This is a genomic window from Sphingomonas sp. 320_CC, assembly GCF_059691795.1.
In genome coordinates, this window is the sequence record NZ_JCAWAE010000001.1 from 1,236,385 (window position 1) to 1,259,936 (window position 23,552).

The 23,552-nt window shown below is 65.9% G+C and carries 25 protein-coding genes; 13 read left to right on the forward strand and 12 right to left on the reverse strand.

Annotated elements, in window-relative coordinates; all coding sequences use genetic code 11:
• Positions 1-13: 13 nt before the first annotated feature.
• On the reverse strand, positions 14-982 hold the full coding sequence (locus AC59GX_RS05740; RefSeq protein WP_497301195.1) for an alpha/beta hydrolase: 969 nt from the start codon (positions 980-982) through the stop codon (positions 14-16).
• A gap of 78 nt (positions 983-1,060) precedes the next feature.
• On the opposite strand from AC59GX_RS05740, the gene AC59GX_RS05745 reads away from it, so the two are divergent.
• Positions 1,061-2,008, forward strand: coding sequence for an alpha/beta fold hydrolase (locus AC59GX_RS05745; protein WP_497301197.1), 948 nt, complete (start codon positions 1,061-1,063; stop codon positions 2,006-2,008).
• A gap of 323 nt (positions 2,009-2,331) precedes the next feature.
• On the opposite strand, the gene AC59GX_RS05750 is transcribed toward AC59GX_RS05745, so the two are convergent.
• The 5 genes from AC59GX_RS05750 to yaaA form a co-directional block, all read right to left on the reverse strand.
• Positions 2,332-2,682: a DUF952 domain-containing protein gene (locus tag AC59GX_RS05750; protein ID WP_426280617.1), complete on the reverse strand. Its 351-nt coding sequence runs from the start codon at positions 2,680-2,682 to the stop codon at positions 2,332-2,334.
• Entirely contained in the window at positions 2,679-5,444 is a 2,766-nt protein-coding gene (gyrA, locus tag AC59GX_RS05755) for a DNA gyrase subunit A (protein WP_426280616.1), read from the reverse strand. The genes AC59GX_RS05750 and gyrA overlap by 4 nt, the downstream gene beginning before the upstream one ends.
• 121 nt (positions 5,445-5,565) lie before the next feature.
• Positions 5,566-5,847 (reverse strand): hypothetical protein, encoded by a 282-nt coding sequence (locus AC59GX_RS05760; protein WP_426280615.1) that lies wholly within the window; start codon positions 5,845-5,847, stop codon positions 5,566-5,568.
• Between the two features lie 207 nt (positions 5,848-6,054).
• Positions 6,055-6,741: an SDR family NAD(P)-dependent oxidoreductase gene (locus tag AC59GX_RS05765; RefSeq protein WP_426280613.1), complete on the reverse strand. Its 687-nt coding sequence runs from the start codon at positions 6,739-6,741 to the stop codon at positions 6,055-6,057.
• Positions 6,738-7,487: a peroxide stress protein YaaA gene (gene yaaA / locus AC59GX_RS05770; RefSeq protein ID WP_497301200.1), complete on the reverse strand. Its 750-nt coding sequence runs from the start codon at positions 7,485-7,487 to the stop codon at positions 6,738-6,740. Before yaaA ends, AC59GX_RS05765 begins: the two co-directional genes overlap by 4 nt.
• Positions 7,488-7,650: 163 nt before the next feature.
• Here yaaA and AC59GX_RS05775 point away from each other — a divergent pair, with 163 nt between their 5' ends.
• Positions 7,651-8,943 (forward strand): hypothetical protein, encoded by a 1,293-nt coding sequence (locus tag AC59GX_RS05775; RefSeq protein ID WP_426280611.1) that lies wholly within the window; start codon positions 7,651-7,653, stop codon positions 8,941-8,943.
• Between the two features lie 213 nt (positions 8,944-9,156).
• Here AC59GX_RS05775 and AC59GX_RS05780 read toward each other — a convergent pair whose 3' ends face one another.
• Positions 9,157-9,624 (reverse strand): Lrp/AsnC family transcriptional regulator, encoded by a 468-nt coding sequence (locus AC59GX_RS05780; RefSeq protein WP_055880606.1) that lies wholly within the window; start codon positions 9,622-9,624, stop codon positions 9,157-9,159.
• 197 nt (positions 9,625-9,821) lie between these two features.
• Here AC59GX_RS05780 and AC59GX_RS05785 point away from each other — a divergent pair, with 197 nt between their 5' ends.
• Positions 9,822-11,681: a sensor histidine kinase gene (locus tag AC59GX_RS05785; protein WP_497301202.1), complete on the forward strand. Its 1,860-nt coding sequence runs from the start codon at positions 9,822-9,824 to the stop codon at positions 11,679-11,681.
• Positions 11,678-12,661, forward strand: coding sequence for a polysaccharide deacetylase family protein (locus AC59GX_RS05790; RefSeq protein ID WP_426280609.1), 984 nt, complete (start codon positions 11,678-11,680; stop codon positions 12,659-12,661). The genes AC59GX_RS05785 and AC59GX_RS05790 overlap by 4 nt, the downstream gene beginning before the upstream one ends.
• A gap of 330 nt (positions 12,662-12,991) precedes the next feature.
• Here AC59GX_RS05790 and rpsI read toward each other — a convergent pair whose 3' ends face one another.
• From rpsI to AC59GX_RS05805, 3 genes are all read right to left on the reverse strand, one after another.
• Positions 12,992-13,549: a 30S ribosomal protein S9 gene (gene rpsI, locus AC59GX_RS05795; protein WP_082441435.1), complete on the reverse strand. Its 558-nt coding sequence runs from the start codon at positions 13,547-13,549 to the stop codon at positions 12,992-12,994.
• Positions 13,549-14,028 (reverse strand): 50S ribosomal protein L13, encoded by a 480-nt coding sequence (gene rplM, locus AC59GX_RS05800; RefSeq protein WP_060524218.1) that lies wholly within the window; start codon positions 14,026-14,028, stop codon positions 13,549-13,551. Before rplM ends, rpsI begins: the two co-directional genes overlap by 1 nt.
• 124 nt (positions 14,029-14,152) lie before the next feature.
• Positions 14,153-15,205, reverse strand: coding sequence for a COX15/CtaA family protein (locus AC59GX_RS05805; protein WP_426280608.1), 1,053 nt, complete (start codon positions 15,203-15,205; stop codon positions 14,153-14,155).
• A gap of 300 nt (positions 15,206-15,505) precedes the next feature.
• Between AC59GX_RS05805 and AC59GX_RS05810 the strand changes: the two genes are divergently transcribed.
• Entirely contained in the window at positions 15,506-15,889 is a 384-nt protein-coding gene (locus tag AC59GX_RS05810; protein ID WP_056047781.1) for a MerC domain-containing protein, read from the forward strand.
• Positions 15,890-15,930: 41 nt separating this feature from the next.
• On the forward strand, positions 15,931-16,398 hold the full coding sequence (locus AC59GX_RS05815; protein ID WP_426280607.1) for a Fur family transcriptional regulator: 468 nt from the start codon (positions 15,931-15,933) through the stop codon (positions 16,396-16,398).
• Between the two features lie 144 nt (positions 16,399-16,542).
• Here the strand turns inward: AC59GX_RS05815 and AC59GX_RS05820 are convergent, their stop codons facing one another.
• Positions 16,543-17,016, reverse strand: a complete 474-nt coding sequence (locus tag AC59GX_RS05820) for a GNAT family N-acetyltransferase (RefSeq protein WP_426280606.1) — start codon at positions 17,014-17,016, stop codon at positions 16,543-16,545.
• Between the two features lie 149 nt (positions 17,017-17,165).
• Here AC59GX_RS05820 and dxs point away from each other — a divergent pair, with 149 nt between their 5' ends.
• Positions 17,166-19,088, forward strand: coding sequence for a 1-deoxy-D-xylulose-5-phosphate synthase (gene dxs / locus AC59GX_RS05825; protein WP_426280605.1), 1,923 nt, complete (start codon positions 17,166-17,168; stop codon positions 19,086-19,088).
• Positions 19,085-19,252 carry a hypothetical protein gene (locus AC59GX_RS05830; RefSeq protein ID WP_353466769.1) on the forward strand — a complete coding sequence of 56 codons (168 nt, stop codon included), beginning with the start codon at positions 19,085-19,087 and terminating at the stop codon, positions 19,250-19,252. Before dxs ends, AC59GX_RS05830 begins: the two co-directional genes overlap by 4 nt.
• 141 nt (positions 19,253-19,393) lie before the next feature.
• Here the strand turns inward: AC59GX_RS05830 and AC59GX_RS05835 are convergent, their stop codons facing one another.
• Positions 19,394-20,065 (reverse strand): RBBP9/YdeN family alpha/beta hydrolase, encoded by a 672-nt coding sequence (locus AC59GX_RS05835; protein WP_056047792.1) that lies wholly within the window; start codon positions 20,063-20,065, stop codon positions 19,394-19,396.
• A 185-nt stretch (positions 20,066-20,250) separates the two neighbouring features.
• On the opposite strand from AC59GX_RS05835, the gene AC59GX_RS05840 reads away from it, so the two are divergent.
• The 5 genes from AC59GX_RS05840 (at position 20,251) to proC (ending at position 23,530) form a co-directional block, all read left to right on the forward strand.
• On the forward strand, positions 20,251-21,048 hold the full coding sequence (locus AC59GX_RS05840) for a TlyA family RNA methyltransferase (protein WP_426280603.1): 798 nt from the start codon (positions 20,251-20,253) through the stop codon (positions 21,046-21,048).
• Positions 21,049-21,268: 220 nt separating this feature from the next.
• Positions 21,269-21,787 (forward strand): TspO/MBR family protein, encoded by a 519-nt coding sequence (locus tag AC59GX_RS05845; protein WP_426281101.1) that lies wholly within the window; start codon positions 21,269-21,271, stop codon positions 21,785-21,787.
• 51 nt (positions 21,788-21,838) lie between these two features.
• Positions 21,839-22,126: an accessory factor UbiK family protein gene (locus tag AC59GX_RS05850; protein WP_426280602.1), complete on the forward strand. Its 288-nt coding sequence runs from the start codon at positions 21,839-21,841 to the stop codon at positions 22,124-22,126.
• A 97-nt stretch (positions 22,127-22,223) separates the two neighbouring features.
• Entirely contained in the window at positions 22,224-22,730 is a 507-nt protein-coding gene (locus AC59GX_RS05855) for a type III secretion system chaperone family protein (RefSeq protein WP_165895101.1), read from the forward strand.
• Positions 22,727-23,530, forward strand: coding sequence for a pyrroline-5-carboxylate reductase (gene proC / locus AC59GX_RS05860; RefSeq protein ID WP_426280601.1), 804 nt, complete (start codon positions 22,727-22,729; stop codon positions 23,528-23,530). Before AC59GX_RS05855 ends, proC begins: the two co-directional genes overlap by 4 nt.
• Positions 23,531-23,552: the final 22 nt, after the last annotated feature.

Sequence of the window (23,552 nt, forward strand, 5' to 3'; positions counted from 1 at the left end):
ACCATTTTTCCTATCATCGGGCGTCGAGCCAGCGGGCGATGCGATCGAGCAGCCTGTCGGTCGCGTCCAGCTTTCCGCCCGTTTGCAGGAAGGCGTGGATCATGCCGTCGAACCGGTCGTGGTCGACCGTGACGCCTGCGTCGCGCAGGCGCTGGCCATAGGCTTCGCCTTCGTCGCGTAGCGGGTCGTTCTCGCAGGTTATCAGCAGCGTCTGGGGCAGGGTGGCGAGGTCATCTGCCAGGATGGGCGACGCGTGGGGGTCGGTGCGGTCTGCGTCCGAGGCTAGGTACAGGTCGATCTGCCGCTCCAGCGACTTCGCATCGATGATGTTGCCGTCTTCGCTTTGCCGCGATGGGTAGGCGGTGTCGCGGCGCAGGTCGGTGTTCGGGTAGAGCAGGATCTGGCCCTGTAGCGCTGGTCCGCCTTCGGATGCTGCGCGGGAGGCGAGCGCGGTCGCGAGCGTACCGCCTATGCTGTCCCCGGATATGACGATGCGCGATCGGTCGATGTCCAGCGCGTCGGCTTGCGCGATGAGGCGTTGCAGCGCCGTCCAGCTATCGTCGAGTTGCGCGGGGAAGCGGTGTTCGGGCGCTAGGCGATAGGCGGGGGCGGCGACCAGCCAGCCGGTCCGGTTCGCCAGCGCGCGCAATGCAGGATCATGGCCGTCGATCGACCCAGCGATCGCGCCGCCGCCGTGGATGTGCAGCAGCAGCGGCAACGGACCGGGTTTCGGGCGATATAGCCGCACGGTCAGCGGGCCGGACTCGGACGGCAGCATGAGGTGCGTGATCGCATGGACCGGTTCCGGATCGCCGGAGAAGGTCTTCAGCAGCGCCGTCTGGTAGCGGAAGTCGGCGAGCCACTGCGCATCGTCGGCGTGCGGATCGGCGCCCGGGGCGAGTGTCTTTACCGTGTCGAGTATCGTTCGAGCCTGTGGATCCACCGGCGCATCTCCTTCGCGGGTCGGACGTTTGGTGGCCACGACGAGTTCCCTGCGCGGGCAGCTGCGACTTTGGACAAGGCCGGGCGTTCAGCGCACTAAGGATTTGAGGAGATGGCTATGAAGCGGACGGGCAAGCGATTGATCGGCGGGGCGCTGCTGGCGGCGGTATCGGGGATCGGGCTGTCGCTCTATTCGAGCCGCGTCGCGCGGCTTGCCGAGGATTTGGTGCCGGCGGAAGGGCGTTTTCTCGACGTCGCGGGTGCTCGGCTGCATTATATCGATGTCGGCAGCGGGCCGACGATCGTCATGGTCCACGGGCTCGCCGGGCAGTTGCGCAACTTCAGCTATGCGCTCGTCGACCTGCTGAAGGACGACTACCGCGTGATCGTCGTCGATCGGCCGGGGTCGGGCTATTCGACCGCGACGGGGGCGATGCCGGGGATCATCGGGCAGGGCGCGATCATCGCCGACTTCATCCAGAAGCTCGGGCTCGATCGGCCTTTGCTGGTCGGGCATTCGTTGGGCGGTGCGCTGAGCCTCGCGGTCGGGCTCGACCATCCGCATCTGGTCCGCGCGCTGGCGTTGATCGCGCCGCTGACGCAGCCGTTGGAGCAGGTGCCCGAGAGCTTCCGCGGGCTCGCCCGGATTCCGTCGGGTGCGCGTCTGGCGTTCGCGCAGGTGTTGGGGACGCCGCTCAGCCGGTTGACCGCGAAGAAGACACTGGAAGGCGTGTTTGCGCCCGAGGCTGTGCCGGAGGATTTCATAACGCGGGGCGGTGGTGCGCTGTCGGCACGGCCGATCGCGATCGCGGCGGCGGCGGCGGATCTTGCCGGGGCGAACGACGATGTGACGGCGATGGTCGGGCGGTATGCGGAGATCGGTTTGCCGGTGCGGATCTTGTTCGGGCGGCAGGATGCTATTCTTGATCCGGCCTGGAATGGTCACCGGACTGCTGCGGTTATTCCGGGAGCGAAGATCGACACGATCGAGGGCGGGCACATGATCCCGATTACGGCGCCTGAGGCTTGTGCGCGGTTTGTGAGGGCTGCGTTTGCGGCTGGGTGAGGGTTTACCCTAGTAGTTTGTCCACCCCGGCGCAGGCCGGGGTCCAATTGGAAAGGTCGACGTAACTGAGGTTTGCGCTCCGTTAGCTAGCTTCCCCAATTGGGCCCCGGCCTTCGCCGGGGTGGTGCTTTGGTAGGGAGCGCGTTCTCGACAACAAGCACTCGCGGCGTTGGAAGTTGCCGATGCTCGTGTTGATGCAATGCCGATAGCTGTCCGAGAGACGGCAACGAACGCCATCTCCCGCTTCTTGTTCTCCCGCGAAGGCGGGAGCCCAGTCTGGGCTCCCGCCTTCGCGGGAGAACAAGCTTGCGTTTGAGTACCGGTCAGCCGGCGACGGGGAGTTTTACCTTGCCCTTGTCGTCTCGTTCCAACGGACCGTAGGACAGTACGACCTCGAGCAGCAGCGGCCCGCCATAGATATGCGGGAACAGTTGTCCGCCGCGCGACTCTTCCCACTTCACGTCGTCGTCGAGCGCTTCGAGATCGATCGCAGCCACATGCAGGTCCGACTGGCCAGCGAAGTGCTTGTCCACCGTCTCCGTCAGCTGCTCGGCGGTCGAGAGGTGGATATAGCCATCGGCTACATCCACCGGCGCGCCTGCAAAGCTCCCGCTTTCCAGGGTCGCCAGCTGCTCCCCCGTCAGCACCTTGTACGCGATCGGATCGCGGCTCATTCGCCGTCCTCCGGACCTGCTGCGTCGTCCTCGCCGATCGTCGCGCCGGTATCAGGCGCGACCTCGGGCACGGCGTCCGCCAGGTTGATCTCGGCGTCTTCCTCGGTTTCCTCGATCCGTGCGGCGGAGACGACGTGTTCGCCCTTCGCCACGTCGAACAGCTTCACGCCGGCCGAGTTGCGGCTGATGACGCGGAGCGACGCGAGCGTCGTGCGGATCAGTTTCGCCTGGTTGGTCACCAGCATCAGCTGATGGCCCTTCGCCGCGGCGAAGCTCGCGACGACGGGGCCGTTGCGCGCGATGTTGTCGATGTTGGTGATGCCCTGGCCACCGCGGCCGGTGCGGCGGTAGTCATAGGCGCTCGACAGCTTGCCATAGCCGTTCTCGCAGACCGTCAGGATGAACTGCTCGCGGTCCTTGAGGTCGTTGTAACGGTCGGCGCCCATGCCGTGATCGCCCTCGCGTTCGCCCTTCCACGGGGCGAACTTGAGATACGTCTCGCGCTCCTCGGGCGTCGCGCCGACACGGTGGAGGACCGACAGCGAGATGACCTCGTCGTCGCCCTTCAGCGTGACGCCGCGTACGCCGGTCGACGTCCGGCTCTGGAACTCGCGGACGTCGTCGCCGGCAAAGCGGATCGCCTTGCCGAGCTTGGTCGCGAGCAGCACGTCGTCATGCTCGCTGAGCAGCGCGACGCCGATCAGCTTGTCCTCGGACCCTTCTTCGAAGCGCATCGCGATCTTGCCGTTCGACGGCACGTTGGTGAACGCATCCATCGCGTTGCGGCGCACGAGTCCGCGCTGCGTCGCGAACATCACGTGCAGACGGCTCCACTCGCTCAGATCCTCCGGCAGCGGGAGCACGGTCGAGATCGTCTCGCCCGGCGCCAGCGGCAGCAGGTTGATCATTGGCCGACCACGCGTCGCGGGACCACCCTCGGGCAGGCGCCAGACCTTGTAGCGATAGACCTTGCCGAGGTTCGAGAAGAACAGCACCGGGGTGTGCGTCGAGGTGACGAACAGCTCGGTGACGACGTCCTCGTCCTTCGTCGACATGCCCGCGCGACCCTTGCCGCCGCGGGCCTGCGCGCGGAACGTGTCGAGGCTGGTGCGCTTGATATAGCCCTGCATGGTCACCGTGACGACCATGTCCTCGCGCTCGATCAGGTCCTCGTCGTCGATGCCGTTGGCGGCGGCGGCGATCTCGGAGCGGCGCGGCGTGGCGAATTCGTCGCGGATCGCGATCAGCTCGCCGCGCATCACTTCGTACAGCTTCGCACGGTCGCCGAGGATGTGGAGCAACTCGCCGATCGTCGCGGCCAGCGCCTTCAGCTCGTCGCCGATCTCGTCTCGGCCCAGCAGCGTGAGGCGGTGCAGGCGGAGATCGAGGATCGCGCGGACCTGCGGCTCGGACAGCTTGTAGATGCCGTCGGCCTGCTTGTCCTCGACCGCCTCGACCAGCGCGATGTACGGCGCGATCTCCTCGACCGGCCATTCGCGGGCGAGCAGCTTGCCGCGCGCTTCGGCGGGGCTCGACGAGCCGCGGATGATCTTGACGACTTCGTCGAGGTTGGTGACCGCGATGACGAGGCCGAGCAACAGATGCGCGCGCTCGCGGGCCTTCGCCAGTTCGAATTTCGAGCGGCGGGTGATGACCTGCTCGCGGAACGTGATGAACGCGCCGATGATGTCGCGCAGGTTGAGCAGTTCGGGACGGCCGCCGCGGATCGCCAGCATGTTGGCGGGGAAGCTCGACTGCGCGGGCGTGTGGCGCCAGAGCTGGTTGAGCACCACGTCGACGGTCGCGTCGCGCTTCAGGTCGATGACGATGCGGACGCCCATGCGGCTCGATTCGTCGCGGATGTCGCTGACGCCTTCGATCCGCTTGTCCTTGGCGGCTTCGGCGATCTTCTCGACCAGGCCGTTCTTGCCGGTCTGGAACGGGATTTCGGTGAGCACGATGGAGCGACGGTCGCCCTTGCCCTCCTCGACGATATGGCGCGAGCGGACGATGATCGAGCCGCGGCCGGTTTCGTAGGCGGACTTGGCGCCCGCGCGGCCGAGGATGATCGCGCCGGTCGGGAAGTCGGGACCGGGTACGATCTCGAACAGTTCCTCGGTCGTGATCGCGCCATTGTCCATGTACGCGAGGCACGCGGCGATGACTTCGCCGAGATTGTGCGGCGGGATGTTGGTCGCCATGCCGACCGCGATGCCGCCCGCGCCGTTGACCAGCAGGTTCGGGAAGCGCGCCGGCAACACCGAAGGCTCGCGCTCCGAGCCGTCATAGTTGGGCGTGAAGTCGACCGTGTCCTTGTCAAGATCGCCGAGCAGCGCGTTCGCGACCTTGCCCAGGCGTGCCTCGGTGTAGCGCATCGCCGCGGGCGGATCGGGATCCATCGAGCCGAAGTTGCCCTGGCCGTCGATCAGCGGCACGCGCATCGACCAGTCCTGGGTCATGCGGGCCAAGGCGTCGTAGATCGAGCTGTCGCCGTGCGGATGGTATTTACCCATCACGTCACCGACGACGCGCGCGGACTTGCGGTACGGCTTGCCGGCGACGAAGCCGCTTTCGTGCGCGCCGTACAGGATGCGGCGGTGGACGGGCTTCAGGCCGTCGCGGACGTCGGGCAGCGCGCGCGCGACGATGACGCTCATCGCATAGTCGAGATAGCTCGACTTCATCTCGTCGACGATCGAGATCGTGGCGATGCCGGCGGGCTCGCCGCCCTGTGGTTCGGCGAGTATGGTCTCGTCGGTCAAATCTGAACGCTTTCGGCTTGTTGCGGTGTTGTGACACACCTTAGCCGAGGGGGGGGCACCTTACTACCCCCGCGCACGCGTACGCACGCGAGGGAGAAGGGTTTCATCGTTAATTTGAGGCTTATTTGCACGCGGTCTTGGTCTTGTTGCCGGCGAGCGAGCAATTGTACGTGACGGTCTTGCCGTTCGCGAGTTTGGCGGTGACCATGCGGCCCTTGGCGACGGTCGTGGTGTGCTTGGCGACCTTGGTGTTGCCCATCGGCGTGGTCGTCTTGGTCGTGGTGGTGTGCGTCGCGACGGTCTTCGGCTTGACGCTGGTCTGAGCCTGGGTCGCGGCGACGGCTGCGGTGCCGGACAGCAGCGTAGCGGCGGCGAGGATCGCGAGGGGGAGAGACTTCTTCATGCGGGTATCCTCTCGTTTCGGCCTTGGTGGACGATGCGGAGAGACTGCGCCGAGGGACCTGAACGGAGTGTGGCAGATAGGTGAAATCTGCGTCATGAGCGGGGCGAGGTGGGGTGCGAATTCGGTTCTCCTGCGCAAGCAGGAGCCCAGGGTTACGGGCGGTATCGTTTGGTATCCTGGGCTCCTGCGTGCGCAGGAGAACAGCGACTAAGGCGTGACCTCGGCGCCGTCCCAGGCGAACAGCTTGCCGCTGTCCGGCGCGCGCAGGCCGTCGATGACGTCGAGCAACTGCACCGCCGCGCGGTCAGGCTTGAACAAATTGCCGGGGGTGACGTTGCCCTGGAACGGCTTCGACAGACCGGTGTCGACCGTGCCCGGATGCAGACCCACGACGATCCCGCTGGAGTTTCGCCGTTTGTCCTCGATCGAGATCGTCTTCACCAGTTGGTTCAGCGCTGCCTTCGACGCGCGATAGCCATACCAGCCACCGAGCTTGTTATCGCCGATGCTCCCCACGCGCGCCGAGAGCACAGCGAACACGATCCGCCCCGCTTTGGGCATCGTCGGCAAAAAGTACTTCGCCACCAGCGCCGGGCCGATCGCGTTGATCGCGAAGTTGCGCGCCATCCACACCGGATCGAGCTCGCGCATCGTCTTCTCGGGACCCTTGTCACCGTCGTGCAGCAAGCCCGTCGCGACGATCACCAGCGTCGGGGACCCGACCCGCAAGGCCGCCGCCGCAATGCTAGCCTCGTCTTCCAAATCGAGATGCCGATCGCCGCTATCCGATCGCGCGAACCCGTAGACCTTATCGAAAGCCCCTTCCTCGATCAGCGCCTCCTCAAGCGCCTTGCCGATGCCACCCGACACGCCGATGACGACCGCGCTGCTCACTTGCGCACGAACCGGAACTGCGCGTCGCTGCTGCCCGCCGCGTCATACGCATAGCCGTCGCTGTCGAACCCCTTGATCCCCTCGACCGTGTCGACGCGGTGCTCGACCAGCCACCGCGCGACCATGCCGCGCGCCTTCTTCGCATGGAAGCTGACGAACTTCTGTGCCTCGCCTTCGCGGAAATCGATCGCTACGACGCGTATGGACGAAGGTAATTTTCCATCCGCCGCCGCCCAATATTCCTGGCTCGCGAGGTTGAGGATCGTCTGCGATCCCTCCGCCTCGACGTCGTCCGCGAGCAGCTTGGCGATCCTGTCTCCCCACCAGTCGGTCAGCTTCGTCTTCCGGGGCGCCCAGCGCGTGCCCATCTCCAACCGGTAGGGTCGCATCAGGTCGAGCGGCCGCAGCAACCCGTACAGCCCAGACAGCATGCGCACGTGGTCCTGCGCGTAGTCCACCGCCGCCTCGTCGAGGGTCTTCGCCTCCAGCCCGGTATAGACGTCGCCCGCGAACGCGAACATCGCCGGCCGCTCGGGCAGCGTGTCGAAATCGCGGAATCGGTCCGCGTTCAGCTTCGCCAGTGCGGGTGAGATATGCATCAGTTCCGACAGCTTCTTCTGCGTCAGATGCTCTGCGGCATGCGCCAGCGTCTTCGCCTCATCGGCGAAGCGCGGTGCGGTCGGGTCGAGCTTGGGCAGCGCGCTCTCGTAATCGAGCGTCTTGGCGGGCGATAGGACAGCGATCATGGCCGCGATCTAGCGACGGCCGGGGGCGCGTTCAATCGACGTTCACGCGCAATCTTACATCCGCGGGATCCAAGCCGCTCGCTTGAACGTATGCATGGCGGATCATATAGCGTCGTCGCGCGCCACTTACGTAAGCGGGCCGACGCAGAGGGAGAGTTTCCGCATGAAGACCATTTCCAAGCTTGCACTGATTGCGGCGTTTGCCACCGGCACGAGCGGCCTCGCGCTGTCGGCGCCTGCGTTCGCCAAGGACAAGAAGGCCGAAGAGGCACCGGCCATGAAGCTGAGCCCCGAAGTCCAGAAGCCCGGCATTGCCGCGCAGACCGCGCTGACCGCCAAGGATTACGCCGGCGCGCAGACCGCGATCGACCAGGTCGATGCCGCCGCCAAGACCGACTACGAGAAGTATATCGGCGCCGCGCTCCGCTATCAGCTCGAGAACGAGAAGCTGGTCGCCGCGCAGACCGCCAACCCGAACGCGCCGATGAACGAGACGACGCTGGCAAAGCCGCTCGACGCGCTGATCGCCAACCCGGCGACGCCGGCCGCCGACCGCGGTCGCTATGCCTATCGCCGCGGTGCACTCGCGTTCAACGGCAAGCAGTACCCGATCGCGCTCCAGTATTTCGCCAAGGCGAAGGAGCTCGGCTACACCGATCCGAACCTGCCGCTGCAGGTCATCAAGGCGAAGATGGACAGCGGCGACGTCGCCGGTGCGACCGCCGATCTGGAGGCCAGCATCGCGCAGATGACGGCATCGGGCCAGAAGGCGCCGGAGGAATATTACCGGTACGCGATCGCCAAGTCCTACGCTGCCAAGCGCAACGCCGATACGATGGCGTGGCTGAAGAAGTGGATCACGGCATACCCGTCGGCGAAGAACTGGCGCGACGTGCTGATCCTGTCTGGCATCCAGGCAAACGCGCTGATCCCGCTCGACGAGGCACAGAAGGTCGACGTGTTCCGCCTGATGCGTGCGACCAATTCGCTCGCCGATCAGACCGACTATCTCCAGTATGCCGACAGCGTAAACCGTCGCGGCTTGCCGAGCGAAGCGCAGGCGGTGATCAAGGAAGGTCTTGCGTCGGGCAAGATCCCGGCGTCGAACACGATGGCCAAGGGCCTGCTGGCGGATGCGAGCAAGAACATCGCCAACGATGGTCCGTTGTCGGGCCTCGAGAAGCGCGCTGCGGCGGCGCCCAACGGCAAGCTCGCCGCGGGTACGGCCGATGCCTATCTCGGCCAGAACAACTACGCCAAGTCGATCGAGTTGTACCGCCTGGCGCTGACCAAGGGCGGCGTCGATGCCGACGACGTCAACCTGCATATGGGCATCGCGCTCGCGCGGTCGGGTGACAAGGCGGGTGCTGCGACGGCGTTCTCGGCGGTCAAGGCTTCGCCGAAGGCGGACGTTGCTGGCCTGTGGACGACCTGGCTCGGCGCACCGGCTGCCTAAGCTAAGGCGTCTTGAACAAGGAAGCGGGGTGGCAGCAATGCCACCCCGTTTTCGTTTGTGGGTATGGCCGGCCCATCACAAAGTCCGAACTCCCCTCCTTGAAAGGGGGGGGGCAGGGGGTGGGTTGGCCTGCTTGTGTTACGAAGGTCCGAACCAAGCGGAGCCCGACCCACCCCCAACCCCTCCCTTCCAGGGAGGGGCGAAGACTAGATGCTAGTCGACCACCACCGGGATCCCCGACAGCGCCTTCGCCGTCCGGATCGTCAGCGACGTCTTCACGCTGGCCACGTTGGGCGCAGGCGTCAGGTGCGTCGTCAGGATTTCCTGGAAGCTCTTCAGGTCGGCGGCGACGATCTTCAGGATGAAGTCGATCTCGCCGTTGAGCATGTGGCATTCGCGGATTTCGGGAATGTCGGCGATGTGATGTTCGAACGCGGCGAGGTCGTGCTCGGCCTGGCTGCGTAGCGACACCATCGCGAACACGGTGATCGGGAAGCCCAGGCGGCTGGCATCGAGATCGGCGTGATAGCCACGAATGGCACCCGCTTCCTCAAGTGCGCGGACGCGGCGGAGGCACGGCGGCGCAGTGAGCCCCACCTGGTCGGCCAGATCGACATTGGTCATCCGACCGTCGGCCTGCAACAGCGACAGGATCTGCCGATCGATCCGGTCAAAACTCATTACACGCAACTCCTGATGGGCATCGCAAACCAAGCGATTCATTCCTCATAGCGATAAGATTGTTGCGGCGAAACGCAATTGTCCCACAATGCGACGAAGGCCATTGCCTACCGAAATGGGTTGTTCCTTCGCATCGCCGCGCGCGTTAAGGAATCGGTACGGAGAGCGTGCTAAGCCCGCTGAAGCCGGGGAACGATGTGCGGTTCGACGATAGCCTGAAGACGATCCTTGCCGCCGACATGGCCACCGATTTCGGTGCGCAATCGGCGTGGCGGCAGTTGGTCGACCTGATGGGACGCGGTCGTGCGGTCGTCGACGAGCCGGCGATCGCGCGGTTGCGGCTGTTGCGGCAGGCGGTGCCGGTCGAGGTCCGGGCTGCGAGTGCGCGGGCGCTGGCGTTTGCCAAGCCCGATGCTCGGCTCGTCGGGTTCTTCGCGGAAGACGTGCTGGCGATCGCCGCGCCGGTGTTGCGGACGGCGACGCTGGAGCCGGACGATTGGCTCGCGCTTCTTCCGCGACTGACCCCGCCGAGCCGATCCGTGCTGCGCCATCGTCGTGACCTGCCCGGCGAGGTCCAGCGTGGGTTGCAGAGCTTCGGTCCGACCGACTTCGTGTTGCCGCAACCCGAAGCGCCAGTCGAGATCGAGGTGGCCGAGGCGGAACCGGTTGCGCCCGAGCCCATCGCCCTCGAGCCGGCGCTGAGCAAAAAGGCGCCAGTCCGCGATGAACAGATCGCGAAGCTTTCCGAACCGGCTCCCGCCGACATTCCCGAGCTGTCCCTCTACGCAGCGCCGCTCAGCGAAACCCCGTTCATGGCGCTCGGCGCGGTCGCACGCGGGCTGCCGTTCGTCGCCGAGGCGTTTCGCCACGCCAAGCTAGCCGAAACCGAACCGCCCGTTCCGGCACCCGAGGATGCAGCCCCGGCGGATCGGTTCGAAATTTCCGACCTCGTCGCGCGTATCGAAGCGTTCAATCGCGACCGCACCGTCGATGCTGCTACGCCAGCGCCCGTAGCGGCCGAGATCGAGGGCTTCCGTTTCGAGACCGATGCGCAAGGGATCATTCGGATGGTCGACGGCGTCGCGCGCTCGGCACTGGTCGGCGTGTCGCTCGCCTATGCCGCGCAACAGGGCGAGGCGCATCTCGACGGAGTCGCGGCGGGCGCGTTCCGCCGCCGCTCGCGGTTCAGCGATGCGCGGCTCGAAGTAGGCGGCCTGTCCGATGCGTTCGGATCGTGGCGGCTTTCGGGCGTGCCGGCGTTCGAGCACGCGTCGGGCCGATTTATCGGTTTCCGCGGAACGGGGCGTCGCCCGCGTCGCGACGAGACGGCCGAGCCGGTTCGCGTCTCGTCGCCAGTGTCCGATTCGCTCCGCCAGCTTGTTCACGAACTGCGCACGCCCACCAATGCGATCGCCGGGTTCGCGGAGCTGATCGAGACGCAGTTGCTGGGTCCGGTCTCGCCGACCTACCGCGACCGTGCGACCACGATCCGCACGCAGGCGGGCGACCTGCTCGCGGCGATCGACGATCTCGATACTGCCGCACGGATCGAAGGGCGTGCGCTCGACCTGCGCCCGACGACGGTGCCGGTTCGTCCGTTACTCGACCGGGTCGTGCGGGATCTTCAGCCGCTCGCGACGCTGCGTGGTACGAGCCTGGTCGTGGCGATGCTGGCGGGCGACTGTGACATCCTCGGCGACGATCGTGCGGTCGAGCGGCTGATCGGCCGGTTGCTCGCCGCGCTGGTTTCGGCGGGGCGGAAGGGCGAGCAGCTCGGCGTGGTCGTGCGGCCGGTCGCCGATACCGTGATGATCGAGTTCGACCGACCCGCTGCGCTCGCCGCGCATGCCACCGATGGCCTGCTGAGCATCGATGCCGAACATGAGAGCGACGGCGATGGCGCGCCCTTGCTCGGGACTGGTTTCGCGTTGCGGCTGGCGCAGAACCTCGCGGTCGAACTGGGCGGCGTGCTGACGATCGGCGCCGACCGCCTGACCCTTCAGCTTCCGGCTGCTGATACTGTCGATGCGGAGCGGACCGCCGACGAACAGCGGTGACGTATCGCCCCCCGCGCCCGACCGACGCACAACGCGTGGTATGGCCCGAGGCATTCGGCACGCGCTTCACCGTCTTCGCGGACGTCGAAGAGGAATTCGACTGGAACGCCCCGCTGAATCGCCGCAACCGCGCGACGACCGCGATGGTGGCCTTTCCTGACGCGCATCGCCGGTTCGCTGAACGGGGCGTCGCGCTGGCCTGCATGGTCGATTACCCAGTCGCCACCGATCCGGTGGCCGTCGCGATACTCGGACGTGTCCTCGAAGATGGACGGTCGGAGATCGGCACGCAGCTTCATGCCTGGGTCAATCCGCCGTTCCCGGACAGCGCGCCGCCGGGATCGAGTTACGCCGGCAACCTGCCGCGTGCATCGGAAGCCGCCAAGCTCGAAACGCTGACGCGGGCCATCACGAATGCGTTCGGCCGCGCCCCGCGTGCCTATCGGGCCGGCCGCTACGGTATCGGTCCAAACAGTTTCGCGCTGCTCGCTAGGCTCGGTTACCGGATCGATAGCTCGGTTCGTCCCGGCTATGATTACAGTGCTGACGGAGGTCCAGATTTCTCGATGGCCGACGCCGGCGCCTATCGCGCGGAGGGCATCGTCGCGTTGCCGCTGACCACTGTCTTCACGGGCGGTGCGCGACGGGGCGGCGCGCAGCTGTACCGGGCGCTCGGGCGAATTCCGAAGGGCAGGGGCCTCTTCGCGCGCGCGCACCTGTTGTCCCGGATCGCGCTGACGCCCGAGGACATGCCGATCGCTGACGCTCTGGAGGCCGTCGCGGTGGCGGATGGCGAAGGGCTGCGGTTGCTCAACCTGTCCTTCCACTCGCCGTCCTTGGTCCCGGGTCACACGCCTTATGTTCGCGACGCGGCGGATTTGAAGCGTTTCCACGACTGGTGGACCGCGATGCTCGACGAGTTCGAGCGGCGTGGGATTCACAATGCCTCGCTTGACGAGATCATTTCGGCGTTGGGGTAAGGCGTCGATTGTTTCCCCGCGAAGGCGGGGACCCAGACTGGGCTCCCGCCTTCGCGGGAGAACAAGAAACGGCCGCGCCGCTGCGGCTTTGGCGCGCTTTCGTATCTGGCGGGACCATCAACGTTCGACAAGTTCGACCGCCGTGGCATCTGCAATAGGCACGCTGCGCGCCAACTCCAACAGGCTCCCCTCCCTGGAAGGGAGGGGAGATCGTTGGGGTTTGGGCTACGTTGCAGCTCTCACCCTGGCGTCATCACGCTGTACCCCCAAACCAGAAAGGGCGGCCCGTTGCCGGACCGCCCTTCTGATACGCAGATACTGAAAGCGAGATTAGCGCTTCGAGAACTGGAAGCTACGACGAGCCTTCGCCTTGCCGTACTTCTTGCGCTCGACGACGCGGCTGTCGCGGGTCAGGAAGCCTGCTGCCTTCACCGATGCGCGCAGCACCGGCTCGAAACGGGTCAGCGCCTGGCTGATGCCGTGCTTGACCGCGCCGGCCTGGCCCGAAAGACCACCACCCTTGACGGTGCAGACGACGTCGTACTGACCTTCGCGCTCGGTGATGCCGAACACCTGGTTGATGACGAGACGCAGCGTCGGACGTGCGAAATACACTTCCTGGTCACGACCGTTGATCGTGATCTTGCCAGTGCCGGGCTTGACCCAGACGCGTGCGACGGCGTCCTTGCGACGGCCGGTCGCGTAGGCGCGGCCCTGCTTGTCGAGGATCTGCTCGCGCAGCGGCATAGGCTCGCGGACGGGCTCGTTCGAGACCGGCGCTGCGATATCGCCTTCGCTGGTCGGCAGAGCCTGCTCGGCGGGGGCAGCCGGCGCGGGCTGGTTGGTCAGGCTCGCGAGATCGGCGAGCGACTGGCGGTTGTCGGACATTATGCGCCCACCTTGTTCTTGCGGTTCATGCTGCCGATGTCGAGCACGGCAGGGTTCTGTGCCTCGTGCGGATGCTCGGTACCCTTGAAGATACGCAGGTTGCGCATCTGCTCACGACCCAGCGGGCCGCGCGGGATCATGCGCTCGACAGCCTTTTCGAGAACGCGCTCCGGGAAGCGGCCGTCGAGGACCTTGGCGGCAGTGATGCCCTTGATGCCGCCGGCGTAACCGGTGTGCTTGTAATAGATCTTCTTCGCGGCCTTGTTGCCGGTGAAGCGGATCTTGTCGGCGTTGATCACTACGACGTTGTCACCGCAATCGACATGCGGGGTGAACGACACCTTGTGCTTGCCGCGCAGGACGTTGGCGATGATCGATGCGGCACGGCCGACAACGAGACCTTCCGCGTCGACGATATGCCACTGCTTCTCCACCTCAGCCGGCTTTGCCGACTTGGTGGTCTTCATGAGCGCCTTCATGGGCGTTAGACCTTCCAGATTGAATGCAAGCGCACCAAGGGGAGGCCCCACAGCGCGAATGCCGGCCTAATGCTGAAAGGGGGGCTTCAAGTCAAGCTTTCCGCCGGTTTCCTGACGGGTATTATCATACCCGCTGCTTTACGCGAGGTGCCGTGCCGACTGCGTGGGCGGCGAACATCGCGGCGATCAGGAGGAGCGCGGCGTTGCCCTGGTGCGCGACCGCGACATCGATCTGCACGCCGGTCATCAGCGTGGCGATGCCGAGCATGATCTGGAGCGTGACGAGGCCGACGACGAAGAACCCCGCGCTGCTGCCCGTCTTGGTCGCCTTGATCGCCAGCCAGATCAGCCCGGCGGCGGCGGCGAACGCGAACCAGCGGTGGATGAACTGCACGACGATCGGGTTGTCGACCGCGTTGCTCCAGGCGGGATTGACCATCGGCACGTCGGCGGGGAACAGCCCGTCGCCCATCAGCGGCCAGCTCGCAAACGCATAGCCCGCATCGAGCCCGGCGGTGAACGCGCCATAGACCAATTGCACGAACAGCAGCGCCAGCGCGAGGATCGCTACCGGCGCGAGGCGTGCAGGGGCGGCGAGCGGATTGCGGTGCAGCGCCATCAGGTCGAGCGCCGTCCACACGATCCCGGCGAGGATCGTCAGTGCGGTCAACAGGTGGACCGCAAGTCGAATGTGGCTCACATCGGTTCGCACCGACAGACCTGAGGCGACCATCCACCAGCCGATCGCGCCCTGGAACGCACCGAGCGCCAGCAGCGCCGACAGCCGCCAGCCATAGCCGACCGGGATACGCTTGCGCACCGCGAACCAGATCAGCGGCACCGCGAACACGAGCCCGATCACGCGGCCCCATAGCCGGTGGAGGTATTCCCAGAAGAAGATCGCCTTGAACCCGCCGACCGTCATGTCGGCGTTGAACGCGGCGTATTCGGGGATGCGCTTGTAGGCGTCGAACTCGGCCTGCCACTGCGCGTCGTTGAGTGGCGGGATGATTCCGCTGATCGGCTTCCACTGCGTGATCGACAGCCCCGACTCGGTCAGCCGCGTGATCCCGCCGATGACGACCATCGCGACGATCAGACCGGCGACCGTGAACAGCCACAGGGCGACGGAACGAGGACGGGCTTTGCTGAGGAAGGCGACGCTGGGTTGAAGCATGATGAGGAGATAGTGGTTTGCGCGGCGGGGCGCCATCGGTTCGTGGTGCGCCGTTGCTTCATGTTGCTGGGGGCGATCGAGGGCCAATACCCCAGTAGCCACAGCGCTCTGCTTCATTGTTCTCCCGCGAAGGCGGGAGCCCAGGCTGGGTCCCCGCCTTCGCGGGGAAACAAGTGAGGATGGCGCGACGTTGCATGGTCAGGGTCTTGCGGCACGGCGACGAAAAACCACCCCATCACCCAAGAAAATCTGCAATGTAATGTTGTATCCTTTCAGCGGCCCATCTATATCCGACTGACGATGACGCCCTCGGCCACGCATACCCACCGCTTCGCCGGGCTCGATCGCTATGCGATCGGACTCTCGGGCCTGTGCATGGTGCATTGCCTCGCGACCTCTGTGCTGGTCGCGCTGATGTCGACGGCCGGCGGGTTCCTGCTCGACCCGATCTTCCACGAGGTCGGCTTGACGATCGCGATCGGCCTCGGCGCACTCGCGCTCGGCCGCGGCGTGCTCAATCACGGCTATATGATGCCCGCCGCGATGGGCGCGCTCGGGCTCGGCATCATGGCGGGCGCGATGACGTTGCCGCACGACAGCGGTGGCGGCGAGACGTTGTGGACGATCGTCGGCGTCGGGCTGCTCGCATTCGGCCACGATCTCAACCGTCGCGCGGAAAGCTGAGCGGGTTGCTGGAACTGTTCCGGCATCCTACTTCATCCAGCATGGCGCACGCTCACACCCACACCGAACCGCAGGGCGCCGATCTCACCGTCGCAGCACAGACGACGCTCGAAAAGGCTGGCGAGCAATGGACGACGATGCGTGCCAGCGTGTTTGCCGCACTTGCCAGCTTCGAGAAGCCGGCGTCGGCGTACGATATCGCCGAGGCGGTCTCGAAAGCCGAAGGTCGCCGGGTCGCCGCGAACAGCGTGTACCGCATCCTCGACCTTTTCGTCGGCGCGAACCTCGCTCGGCGGGTAGAGAGCGCGAATGCCTATGTCGCCAATGCGCATCCCGATTGTCTGCACGATTGTATCTTCCTGGTCTGCGACTCGTGCGGCCAGACGACGCATCTCGATAACGACACGATCACCAAGGGTGTGCGGAACGCGGCGCAGGCAGCGGGCTTCTCCCCGGTCCGCCCGGTGATCGAAGTCCGCGGGCGCTGCGCGGAGTGCGAGGCGAAGTAGCTTCGGCACCGCTTGATCCTCCCCCGTCAGGGGGAGGTGGCTGGCGCTAGCCAGACGGAGGGGGAGGGAAGGGCAAACTCTGTTCCGTGTCCTCCCCCTCCGTCGCCTACGGCGCCACCTCCCCCTGGCGGGGGAGGATCGGATTTAGGTCAAATCCTTCCCCATCCGGATCATCGGCACCGGGACCTCGCCCGGCGTCTCGATCCGCTCGATCGGTAGATACCCGCAGGCCCGGTACAGCGGTTCCCCCGCTAGCGTCGCCATCATCTCCGCCCGCGCAAACCCGGCCTCTCGCGCTGCCGCCTCGCAGACCGATAACACCAGCCGCCCGACACCCCGCCGCGTAAAATCCGGATCGGTGTACATCGCGCGAATCCGTGCCGCGTCGCGCACCGGATCGAGCAACGCCGCATCGCGCAACGCCGTGCTGTGATCGCCCCCATAGAGCGTCGCGCGCCGACTCCAGCCGCCACATCCGGCCAGCCGACCCCCCGCCTCGACTAGCAGATACGTCCCGTCCGCGATCAGCTGCGTATCGAGCCCCATCACCGCGCGGCTTGCCTCGACTTGTGCTGGCGTGAGGAAGTCCCCCTGCAACGCGCCGATTGCGCGGGCCATCAGTGCGGAAATCGCCGGAATATCTGCAGCCACGGCAACACGGTGCGTAAAGTTCATAATTGTGCACTTTCCGAGCGATTCCAGCGCGAATGCTACGTCAAGACACGGTAACAATCGACACGATACGCGCGCTGCATTAAGCCCGTCCGATGGCCGACCTTCCCTCGACACCGCTGCTCGACACCGTTTCGACGCCCGACGACCTCCGCAAGCTGCGCCCGGACCAGCTCCGCCAACTCGCCGACGAACTGCGTACCGAGACGATTTCCGCGGTCGGCACCACCGGCGGGCATCTCGGCTCGGGCCTCGGCGTGGTCGAGCTGACGACCGCGATCCACTATGTCTTCGACACCCCGCGCGACCGCCTCGTCTGGGACGTCGGTCACCAATGTTATCCGCACAAGATCCTCACCGGACGCCGCGATCGGATCCGCACGCTGCGCCAGGGCGGCGGCCTCAGCGGCTTCACCAAGCGTAGCGAGAGCGAATACGACCCGTTCGGCGCGGCGCATTCATCGACCTCGATCTCGGCGGCGCTGGGCTTTGCGATCGCCAACAAGATCGCGGGGACGCCCGGCAAGGGCATCGCGGTGATCGGCGACGGCGCGATGTCGGCGGGCATGGCTTACGAGGCGATGAACAACGCCGCTCAGGCGGGCAACCGCCTCGTCGTGATCCTCAACGACAACGACATGTCGATCGCGCCGCCGGTCGGTGGATTGTCGGCATATCTCAGCCGCATCGTGTCGAGTCGCGAGTTCCTTGGCTTCCGCGATCTTGCCCGGAAGCTCGCCAAGCGTCTGCCACGGCCGATCGCCAGCGGCATGCGCAAGACCGACGAATTCGCGCGCGGCATGACGATGGGCGGGACGCTGTTCGAGGAACTCGGCTTCTATTATGTCGGCCCGATCGACGGGCACAATCTCGAACACTTGATCCCGGTGCTCGAGAATGTCCGCGATGCCGAGGAGGGCCCGATCCTCGTCCACGTCGTCACCAAGAAGGGCAAGGGCTACGGCCCCGCCGAGGCTGCCGCGGACAAGTATCACGGCGTCCAGAAATTCGACGTGATCTCGGGCGTGCAGACCAAGGCGCCACCGGGCCCGCCGCAGTACCAGAACGTGTTCGGCGCGCAGCTCGTCGCTGAGGCTGCGAACGACCCGCGGATCTGCGCGATCACCGCGGCGATGCCGTCGGGCACCGGGCTCGACGCGTTCGCCAAGGCGTATCCCGACCGGTTCTTCGACGTCGGTATCGCCGAGCAGCACGGCGTCACTTTCGCCGCCGGCCTTGCCGCGCAGGGGATGCGCCCGTTCTGCGCGATCTACTCGACGTTCCTTCAGCGTGCGTACGATCAGGTCGTGCACGACGTCGCGATCCAGAACCTGCCGGTCCGTTTCGCGATCGACCGCGCTGGGCTGGTCGGTGCGGATGGGGCGACTCACGCTGGGTCGTTCGATGTTACCTACCTCGCGACGCTGCCGAACTTCGTCGTGATGGCGGCGGCTGACGAGGCTGAACTCGTCCACATGACGCACACCGCGGCGCAGTACGACACCGGCCCGATCGCTGTGCGCTATCCGCGCGGCAACGGCACCGGCGTCGCGCTGCCCGAGACTCCGCAACTGCTGGAGATCGGCAAGGGGCGTGTTGTGCGCGAGGGCAAGAAGATCGCGATCCTGTCGCTCGGCACGCGTCTCGAGGAAGCGCTCAAGGCTGCCGAGGTTCTCGAAGCCAAGGGGCTGAGCACGACGGTAGCGGATCTCCGTTTCGCCAAGCCGCTCGACGTCGACCTGATCCGCAAGCTGCTCACGACGCACGAAGTCGCGGTGACGATCGAGGAGAATTCGGTCGGTGGCTTCGGCGCGCACGTACTGACGATGGCTTCGGATGAGGGGCTGATCGACGGTGGGCTTAAGCTGCGCACGCTGCGCCTGCCCGACGTGTATCAGGATCAGGACAAGCCCGAAGTCCAGTATGCCGAAGCCGGGCTCGATGCGACCGCGCTGGTGGATACCGTGCTCAAGGCGCTCCGCCACAATTCGGGCGGGGTTGCCGAAGCGCGCGCATGACCGGGCCGACCAAGGGGCTCGTGATCATTGCGCTGGCGGTGGTCGTGATGGTTTCGCTCAACATCGCGATGTGGCGGCGGATGCGGGGTGGGCTCGCAGCGGCGAAGGCCGAGCAGGCGGCTAATCCCGAACTGTTCGATGAGGATGGTACGCGGATTTCGTGAGCAGCCAACTCCACCACCCCACCCCGGCGAAGGCCGGGGCCCAGTTGGAGAGGTCGCAGTAATGGGCGATCGCGCTCAGTTAGCGACGTTTCCCAACTGGGCCCCGGCCTCCGCCGGGGTGGTGCAGCCTCAAGCGAGCAATCAGCCGCCCAAGTAGTGCGTTTGCGCGGCGTCTGTAGCGCTCACCGCAAGGATCGACCGCGCTTTGCTTGGCGGCAAAGCCTGCCCGCGCCCATCGCCACTCGCCGCAATCACCCGCTCCAGCAAGTCTTGCCCTTCACGCCACCAGCCGATCCCGCTCGCGGCATTCAAATGCCCTTGCGGCCCGGCATCGACGAAGTGGCTGCCCCAGTCCGCCGCCATGCTGTGCGCACGTTCCGGAGTAACCCAGGGGTCGTCGCTGCTCGCCACCACGATCGACGGGAACGGCAGGGGCGTGCGCGGAGTCGGCGAGAAGCCCTTCAGTTCGGCCTGCGCGCCGCCGCGATCGACGTCCGCCGGTGCCACGAGAAGCGCGCCCGCTACCGGCCAGCCATAAGGCTGCGGGCTCAGTTCGGCCCACCATGCCACCGCGAGGCACCCGAGGCTGTGCGCGGCGAGAATCACCGGTGCCTGTGCCTGCCGGATCGCCTCGTCCAGACGCGTCACCCAGGCATTGCGGTGCGGCGTGTTCCACATGCCGAGCTCGACGCGCACCGTGTCGGGCCGCGCCTCTTCCCATAACGTCTGCCAGTGCGAAGGACCCGATCCACCAAGGCCGGGCACGGTCAGGATCGTCGGCTGGACGGAATCATACGGTGCGAAACTACCCACAGCGCTTCTCCTTCTCCAAAACCTCGTTCTTCGAGGTCGGGAGCGTGGCCGAAGGACGCTCTAGGGCACGCCATCCGGTCACGATCCCATGCGCTCAAGATAATCCTACTCGATCGGTAGGCAATGGCATTGCGGCGAAAGGAAGGCAGCTTGCGGCAATCGGATTGGGCGGCGATAGCGTGCGGATGGTGAAGATACGCGCGGACCAAATGCTGGTCGACAGGGGGCTGGTCGAGTCGAGGACGCGCGCGCAGGCGCTGATCATGGCGGGCCTCGTGTTCGCGGGGACGAAGAAGGTCGACAAGCCGGGGCAGACGCTCGCGGACGACGTGCAACTCGATGTGCGCGGTCGCGATCACCCCTGGGTCTCGCGCGGCGGGATCAAGCTGGCGCACGGCCTGGCGCATTTCGGCTGGGACGTGGCCGGCGCGGTCGCGATCGACGTTGGCTCGTCGACCGGCGGCTTTACCGACGTCATGCTGAAGAACGGCGCGGCGAAGGTCTACGCGGTCGATAGTGGCACCAACCAGCTTGCCTGGTCGCTCCGGCAGGACGAGCGCGTCATCGTCCACGAGCAAATCAGCGCACGGATCCTCACGCCCGCGCATATCCCGGAGCCGATCGACCTGATCGTCTGCGATGCGAGCTTTATCGGCTTGGCCAAGGTGCTGGAGCGGCCGATGTCCTTTGCCAAGCCCGACGCGAGGCTGATGGCGCTGGTGAAGCCGCAGTTCGAGGCGGGGCGCGGCGAAGTGGGGAAGGGTGGGGTCGTCCGCGATACCGCGATCCACCAGCGCGTCTGCGACGAGGTTGCCGCGTGGCTGACCGGGCAGGGGTGGAGCGTGGTCGGCGTGGTCGAGAGCCCGATCACGGGGCCCGAGGGTAACGTTGAGTTCCTGATTGCTGCTTTGCATAGGCGGCCGGCTTCTGAGCAACGGCTACAGGAAGCGGCAAGCGAGACCCAAACATCGCCGTCATCCTGACGACAGTCAGGCCCCAGAGCCACGCGGGGTGCGCTCGGTATCCTGGATCCTGACTTTCGTCAGGATGACGGCGTGGGGAGGTAGCGTGCCGGAATGAACCACTAGCGGAACGATTCTCCACCAAACTCGGTTTACCGATCGCAAAATGCGCGCCAGGACGAGCGCGCGTAGAGGCGGAAGGATTTGTGTGGGCGGTATCGCTTCGAAGGGCCAGTTGAGGATGTCGTTCCTCCGCTGGGCGGTCGTGACCGTGCCCCTGATCCTGTTGCTGGGCTTCCTGTCCGGCCGATCGGTCAGCGTCGGCAGCGAGAATGCCTGGTACATGGCGCTCGCGAAGCCTGCGCTTAACCCGCCGGGCTGGGTGTTCCCAGTCGTCTGGACGACGCTCTACATCCTGATCGGGCTGGCGCTCGCGATGATCCTCAACGCGCGTGGCGCTCGGCTGCGAGGGGTCGCCGTCGTGCTGTTCGTCGGCCAGTTCCTGCTCAACCTCGCCTGGACGCCGATGTTCTTCGGCGCGCACAGGATCGGACTGTCGGTACTCGTGATCGTCGCGATGCTGGTGCTGTCGATCGCCGCGACCTTCGTATTCGCGCGCATCCGGCCCGCCGCGGCGTGGCTGATGGTGCCGTATATGGTGTGGATCAGCTTTGCCGGCGTGCTCGCGTTCAGCATCGGGCAGTTGAACCCCAGTGCCGAAACCCTTGCACCCGCGCCGCATACGTCCCAAATGCTGTGACGCAGCAGTCACTGTCACAGTCACTGCGACAGTCTTTGGGATTTTGAAGCAATGCAGTCCGAAAACCGCGTGTTCGACGATATCGTCAAGGTCTTGAACGGTGCTGCCGGTACGCTTGCGGGCGTCGGTCGCGAAGCCGGTTCCGGCGCACGGGAACGCGCGCGCGAATGGCTCGGCGGGCTCGACTTCGTCAGCCGCGAAGAGTTCGACGCTGTGAAGGCGATGGCTTCGACTGCCCGCGACGAGAACGATGCGTTGAAGGCGCGCCTCGATGCGCTCGAAGCCAAGTTTGCCGCACAATCGACGGTAAATGCACCGCTCGGGGCGTCGGTCGACTGACTTTTCCACAGTTTTCCGCAGAATTGGGGCCGATGGGGTTGTCGGGGCGTTTTTGCCTCGGCACCCTTTGTCGTGCGATAAGGACCGCCAGGACCCTATGATGCTTGAACACGCCGACCACGACCATGAAGACGCCGCCCCGATCGACATGCTCGAGAGCTATTACGCTGCGCATGGCTGGGAGCATGAGCGTCACGACGATGAGATCGTCGCGACCGTCAAGGGAAGCTGGGCGACCTACGAACTGCGCGCGCTGTGGCGCGAAGACGATAGCGTCCTGCAATTCCTCGCTTTTCCCGACATCAAAGTGCCCGACGAGCGGCGCCAGGCGGTCTACGAGACGATCGGGCTGGTCAACGAACAGCTCTGGATCGGGCATTTCGAACTCTGGTCGTCGAGCGGCATCCTGCTGTTCCGGCACGCGGCGATGGTCGACGGGGGTGACGACGGCACGATGTCGCTCGACGCGGCGGAACTGCTCGTCGAATCGGCAATCGAGGAATGCGAGCGCTTCTATCCGGTGTTCCAGTTCGTGCTGTGGGGCGGAAAGAGCCCCAAGGAAGCGATCGCCGCGGCACTGATCGAAACGCACGGCGAGGCATGAGCTTTCCGGCAGGTCCGCTGTGGCTGATCGGTTGCGGCAACATGGGCGGGGCGATGCTCCGGCGGTGGATCGCCGCGGGGCTCGACCCGGCGACTGTTACGGTAATCACGCGGAGCGGGCAGGGCGCGCCTCAAGGCGTCCGGTCGCTGACCGCGCTTCCCGACGAAGAGGCGCCCGCGACCGTGATGCTCGCGCTGAAGCCGCAGCAGATCGATGCGGCGCAGGCTTTGCTGGCGCCCATGCGAGGTAAGCCGAAGCTGCTCCTGTCGATCCTCGCCGGTGTCGACCACGCGGCACTCTCCCAGCGGTTCGCGGCTGACACGATCGTTCGTGCGATGCCCAACCTTCCGGTCGCGATCGGCAAGGGCGTGACGTCGCTCTACACCGCTGGTGCGTCGGAAGAGGCGATCGCGGCGGCGGAAGCGTTCGCAGCGCCGCTCGGTCATTACGAATGGATCGCCGACGAAGCGCATTTCGATGCCGTGACTGCGCTTGCCGGATCGGGCCCCGGGTTCGTGTTCCGATTCGCCGACGCGCTCGCCAGGGCGGGTGCAGCGCTCGGGCTGCCGGTAGACCAGGCGGCGCGTCTCGCTATCGCCACGCTGGAGGGTTCCGCGATCATGGCGGCCGAGGCGGACGTATCGCCCGCCATACTCGCCGACCGCGTCGCCAGCCCCGGTGGATCGACCCGCGAGGGATTGAACGTCCTCGACCGCGACGACGCCCTGGTCGCGCTGCTTACCGCGACGCTTGCCGCCTCCGAACGGCGCAACGCTGAAATGGCGGCTGCGGCGCGTTAGAGGCGGCGTGGAATGTCGTGGG

What these genes read in the sequence shown, in the direction of transcription:
- AC59GX_RS05775 (WP_426280611.1), top strand. Translation starts at nt 7,651, where the DNA reads ATGAAGACCATTTCCAAGCTTGCACTGATTGCGGCGTTTGCCACCGGC.
- rplM (WP_060524218.1), bottom strand. Translation starts at nt 14,028, where the DNA reads ATGAAGGCGCTCATGAAGACCACCAAGTCGGCAAAGCCGGCTGAGGTG.
- AC59GX_RS05830 (WP_353466769.1), top strand. Translation starts at nt 19,085, where the DNA reads ATGACCGGGCCGACCAAGGGGCTCGTGATCATTGCGCTGGCGGTGGTC.
- AC59GX_RS05780 (WP_055880606.1), bottom strand. Translation starts at nt 9,624, where the DNA reads ATGAGTTTTGACCGGATCGATCGGCAGATCCTGTCGCTGTTGCAGGCC.
- AC59GX_RS05845 (WP_426281101.1), top strand. Translation starts at nt 21,269, where the DNA reads ATGTCGTTCCTCCGCTGGGCGGTCGTGACCGTGCCCCTGATCCTGTTG.
- dxs (WP_426280605.1), top strand. Translation starts at nt 17,166, where the DNA reads ATGGCCGACCTTCCCTCGACACCGCTGCTCGACACCGTTTCGACGCCC.
- yaaA (WP_497301200.1), bottom strand. Translation starts at nt 7,487, where the DNA reads ATGATCGCTGTCCTATCGCCCGCCAAGACGCTCGATTACGAGAGCGCG.
- AC59GX_RS05750 (WP_426280617.1), bottom strand. Translation starts at nt 2,682, where the DNA reads ATGAGCCGCGATCCGATCGCGTACAAGGTGCTGACGGGGGAGCAGCTG.
- AC59GX_RS05840 (WP_426280603.1), top strand. Translation starts at nt 20,251, where the DNA reads ATGGTGAAGATACGCGCGGACCAAATGCTGGTCGACAGGGGGCTGGTC.
- proC (WP_426280601.1), top strand. Translation starts at nt 22,727, where the DNA reads ATGAGCTTTCCGGCAGGTCCGCTGTGGCTGATCGGTTGCGGCAACATG.
- AC59GX_RS05760 (WP_426280615.1), bottom strand. Translation starts at nt 5,847, where the DNA reads ATGAAGAAGTCTCTCCCCCTCGCGATCCTCGCCGCCGCTACGCTGCTG.
- AC59GX_RS05810 (WP_056047781.1), top strand. Translation starts at nt 15,506, where the DNA reads ATGACGCCCTCGGCCACGCATACCCACCGCTTCGCCGGGCTCGATCGC.
- AC59GX_RS05805 (WP_426280608.1), bottom strand. Translation starts at nt 15,205, where the DNA reads ATGCTTCAACCCAGCGTCGCCTTCCTCAGCAAAGCCCGTCCTCGTTCC.
- AC59GX_RS05745 (WP_497301197.1), top strand. Translation starts at nt 1,061, where the DNA reads ATGAAGCGGACGGGCAAGCGATTGATCGGCGGGGCGCTGCTGGCGGCG.
- AC59GX_RS05855 (WP_165895101.1), top strand. Translation starts at nt 22,224, where the DNA reads ATGATGCTTGAACACGCCGACCACGACCATGAAGACGCCGCCCCGATC.
- AC59GX_RS05815 (WP_426280607.1), top strand. Translation starts at nt 15,931, where the DNA reads ATGGCGCACGCTCACACCCACACCGAACCGCAGGGCGCCGATCTCACC.
- AC59GX_RS05820 (WP_426280606.1), bottom strand. Translation starts at nt 17,016, where the DNA reads ATGGCCCGCGCAATCGGCGCGTTGCAGGGGGACTTCCTCACGCCAGCA.
- rpsI (WP_082441435.1), bottom strand. Translation starts at nt 13,549, where the DNA reads ATGTCCGACAACCGCCAGTCGCTCGCCGATCTCGCGAGCCTGACCAAC.
- AC59GX_RS05850 (WP_426280602.1), top strand. Translation starts at nt 21,839, where the DNA reads ATGCAGTCCGAAAACCGCGTGTTCGACGATATCGTCAAGGTCTTGAAC.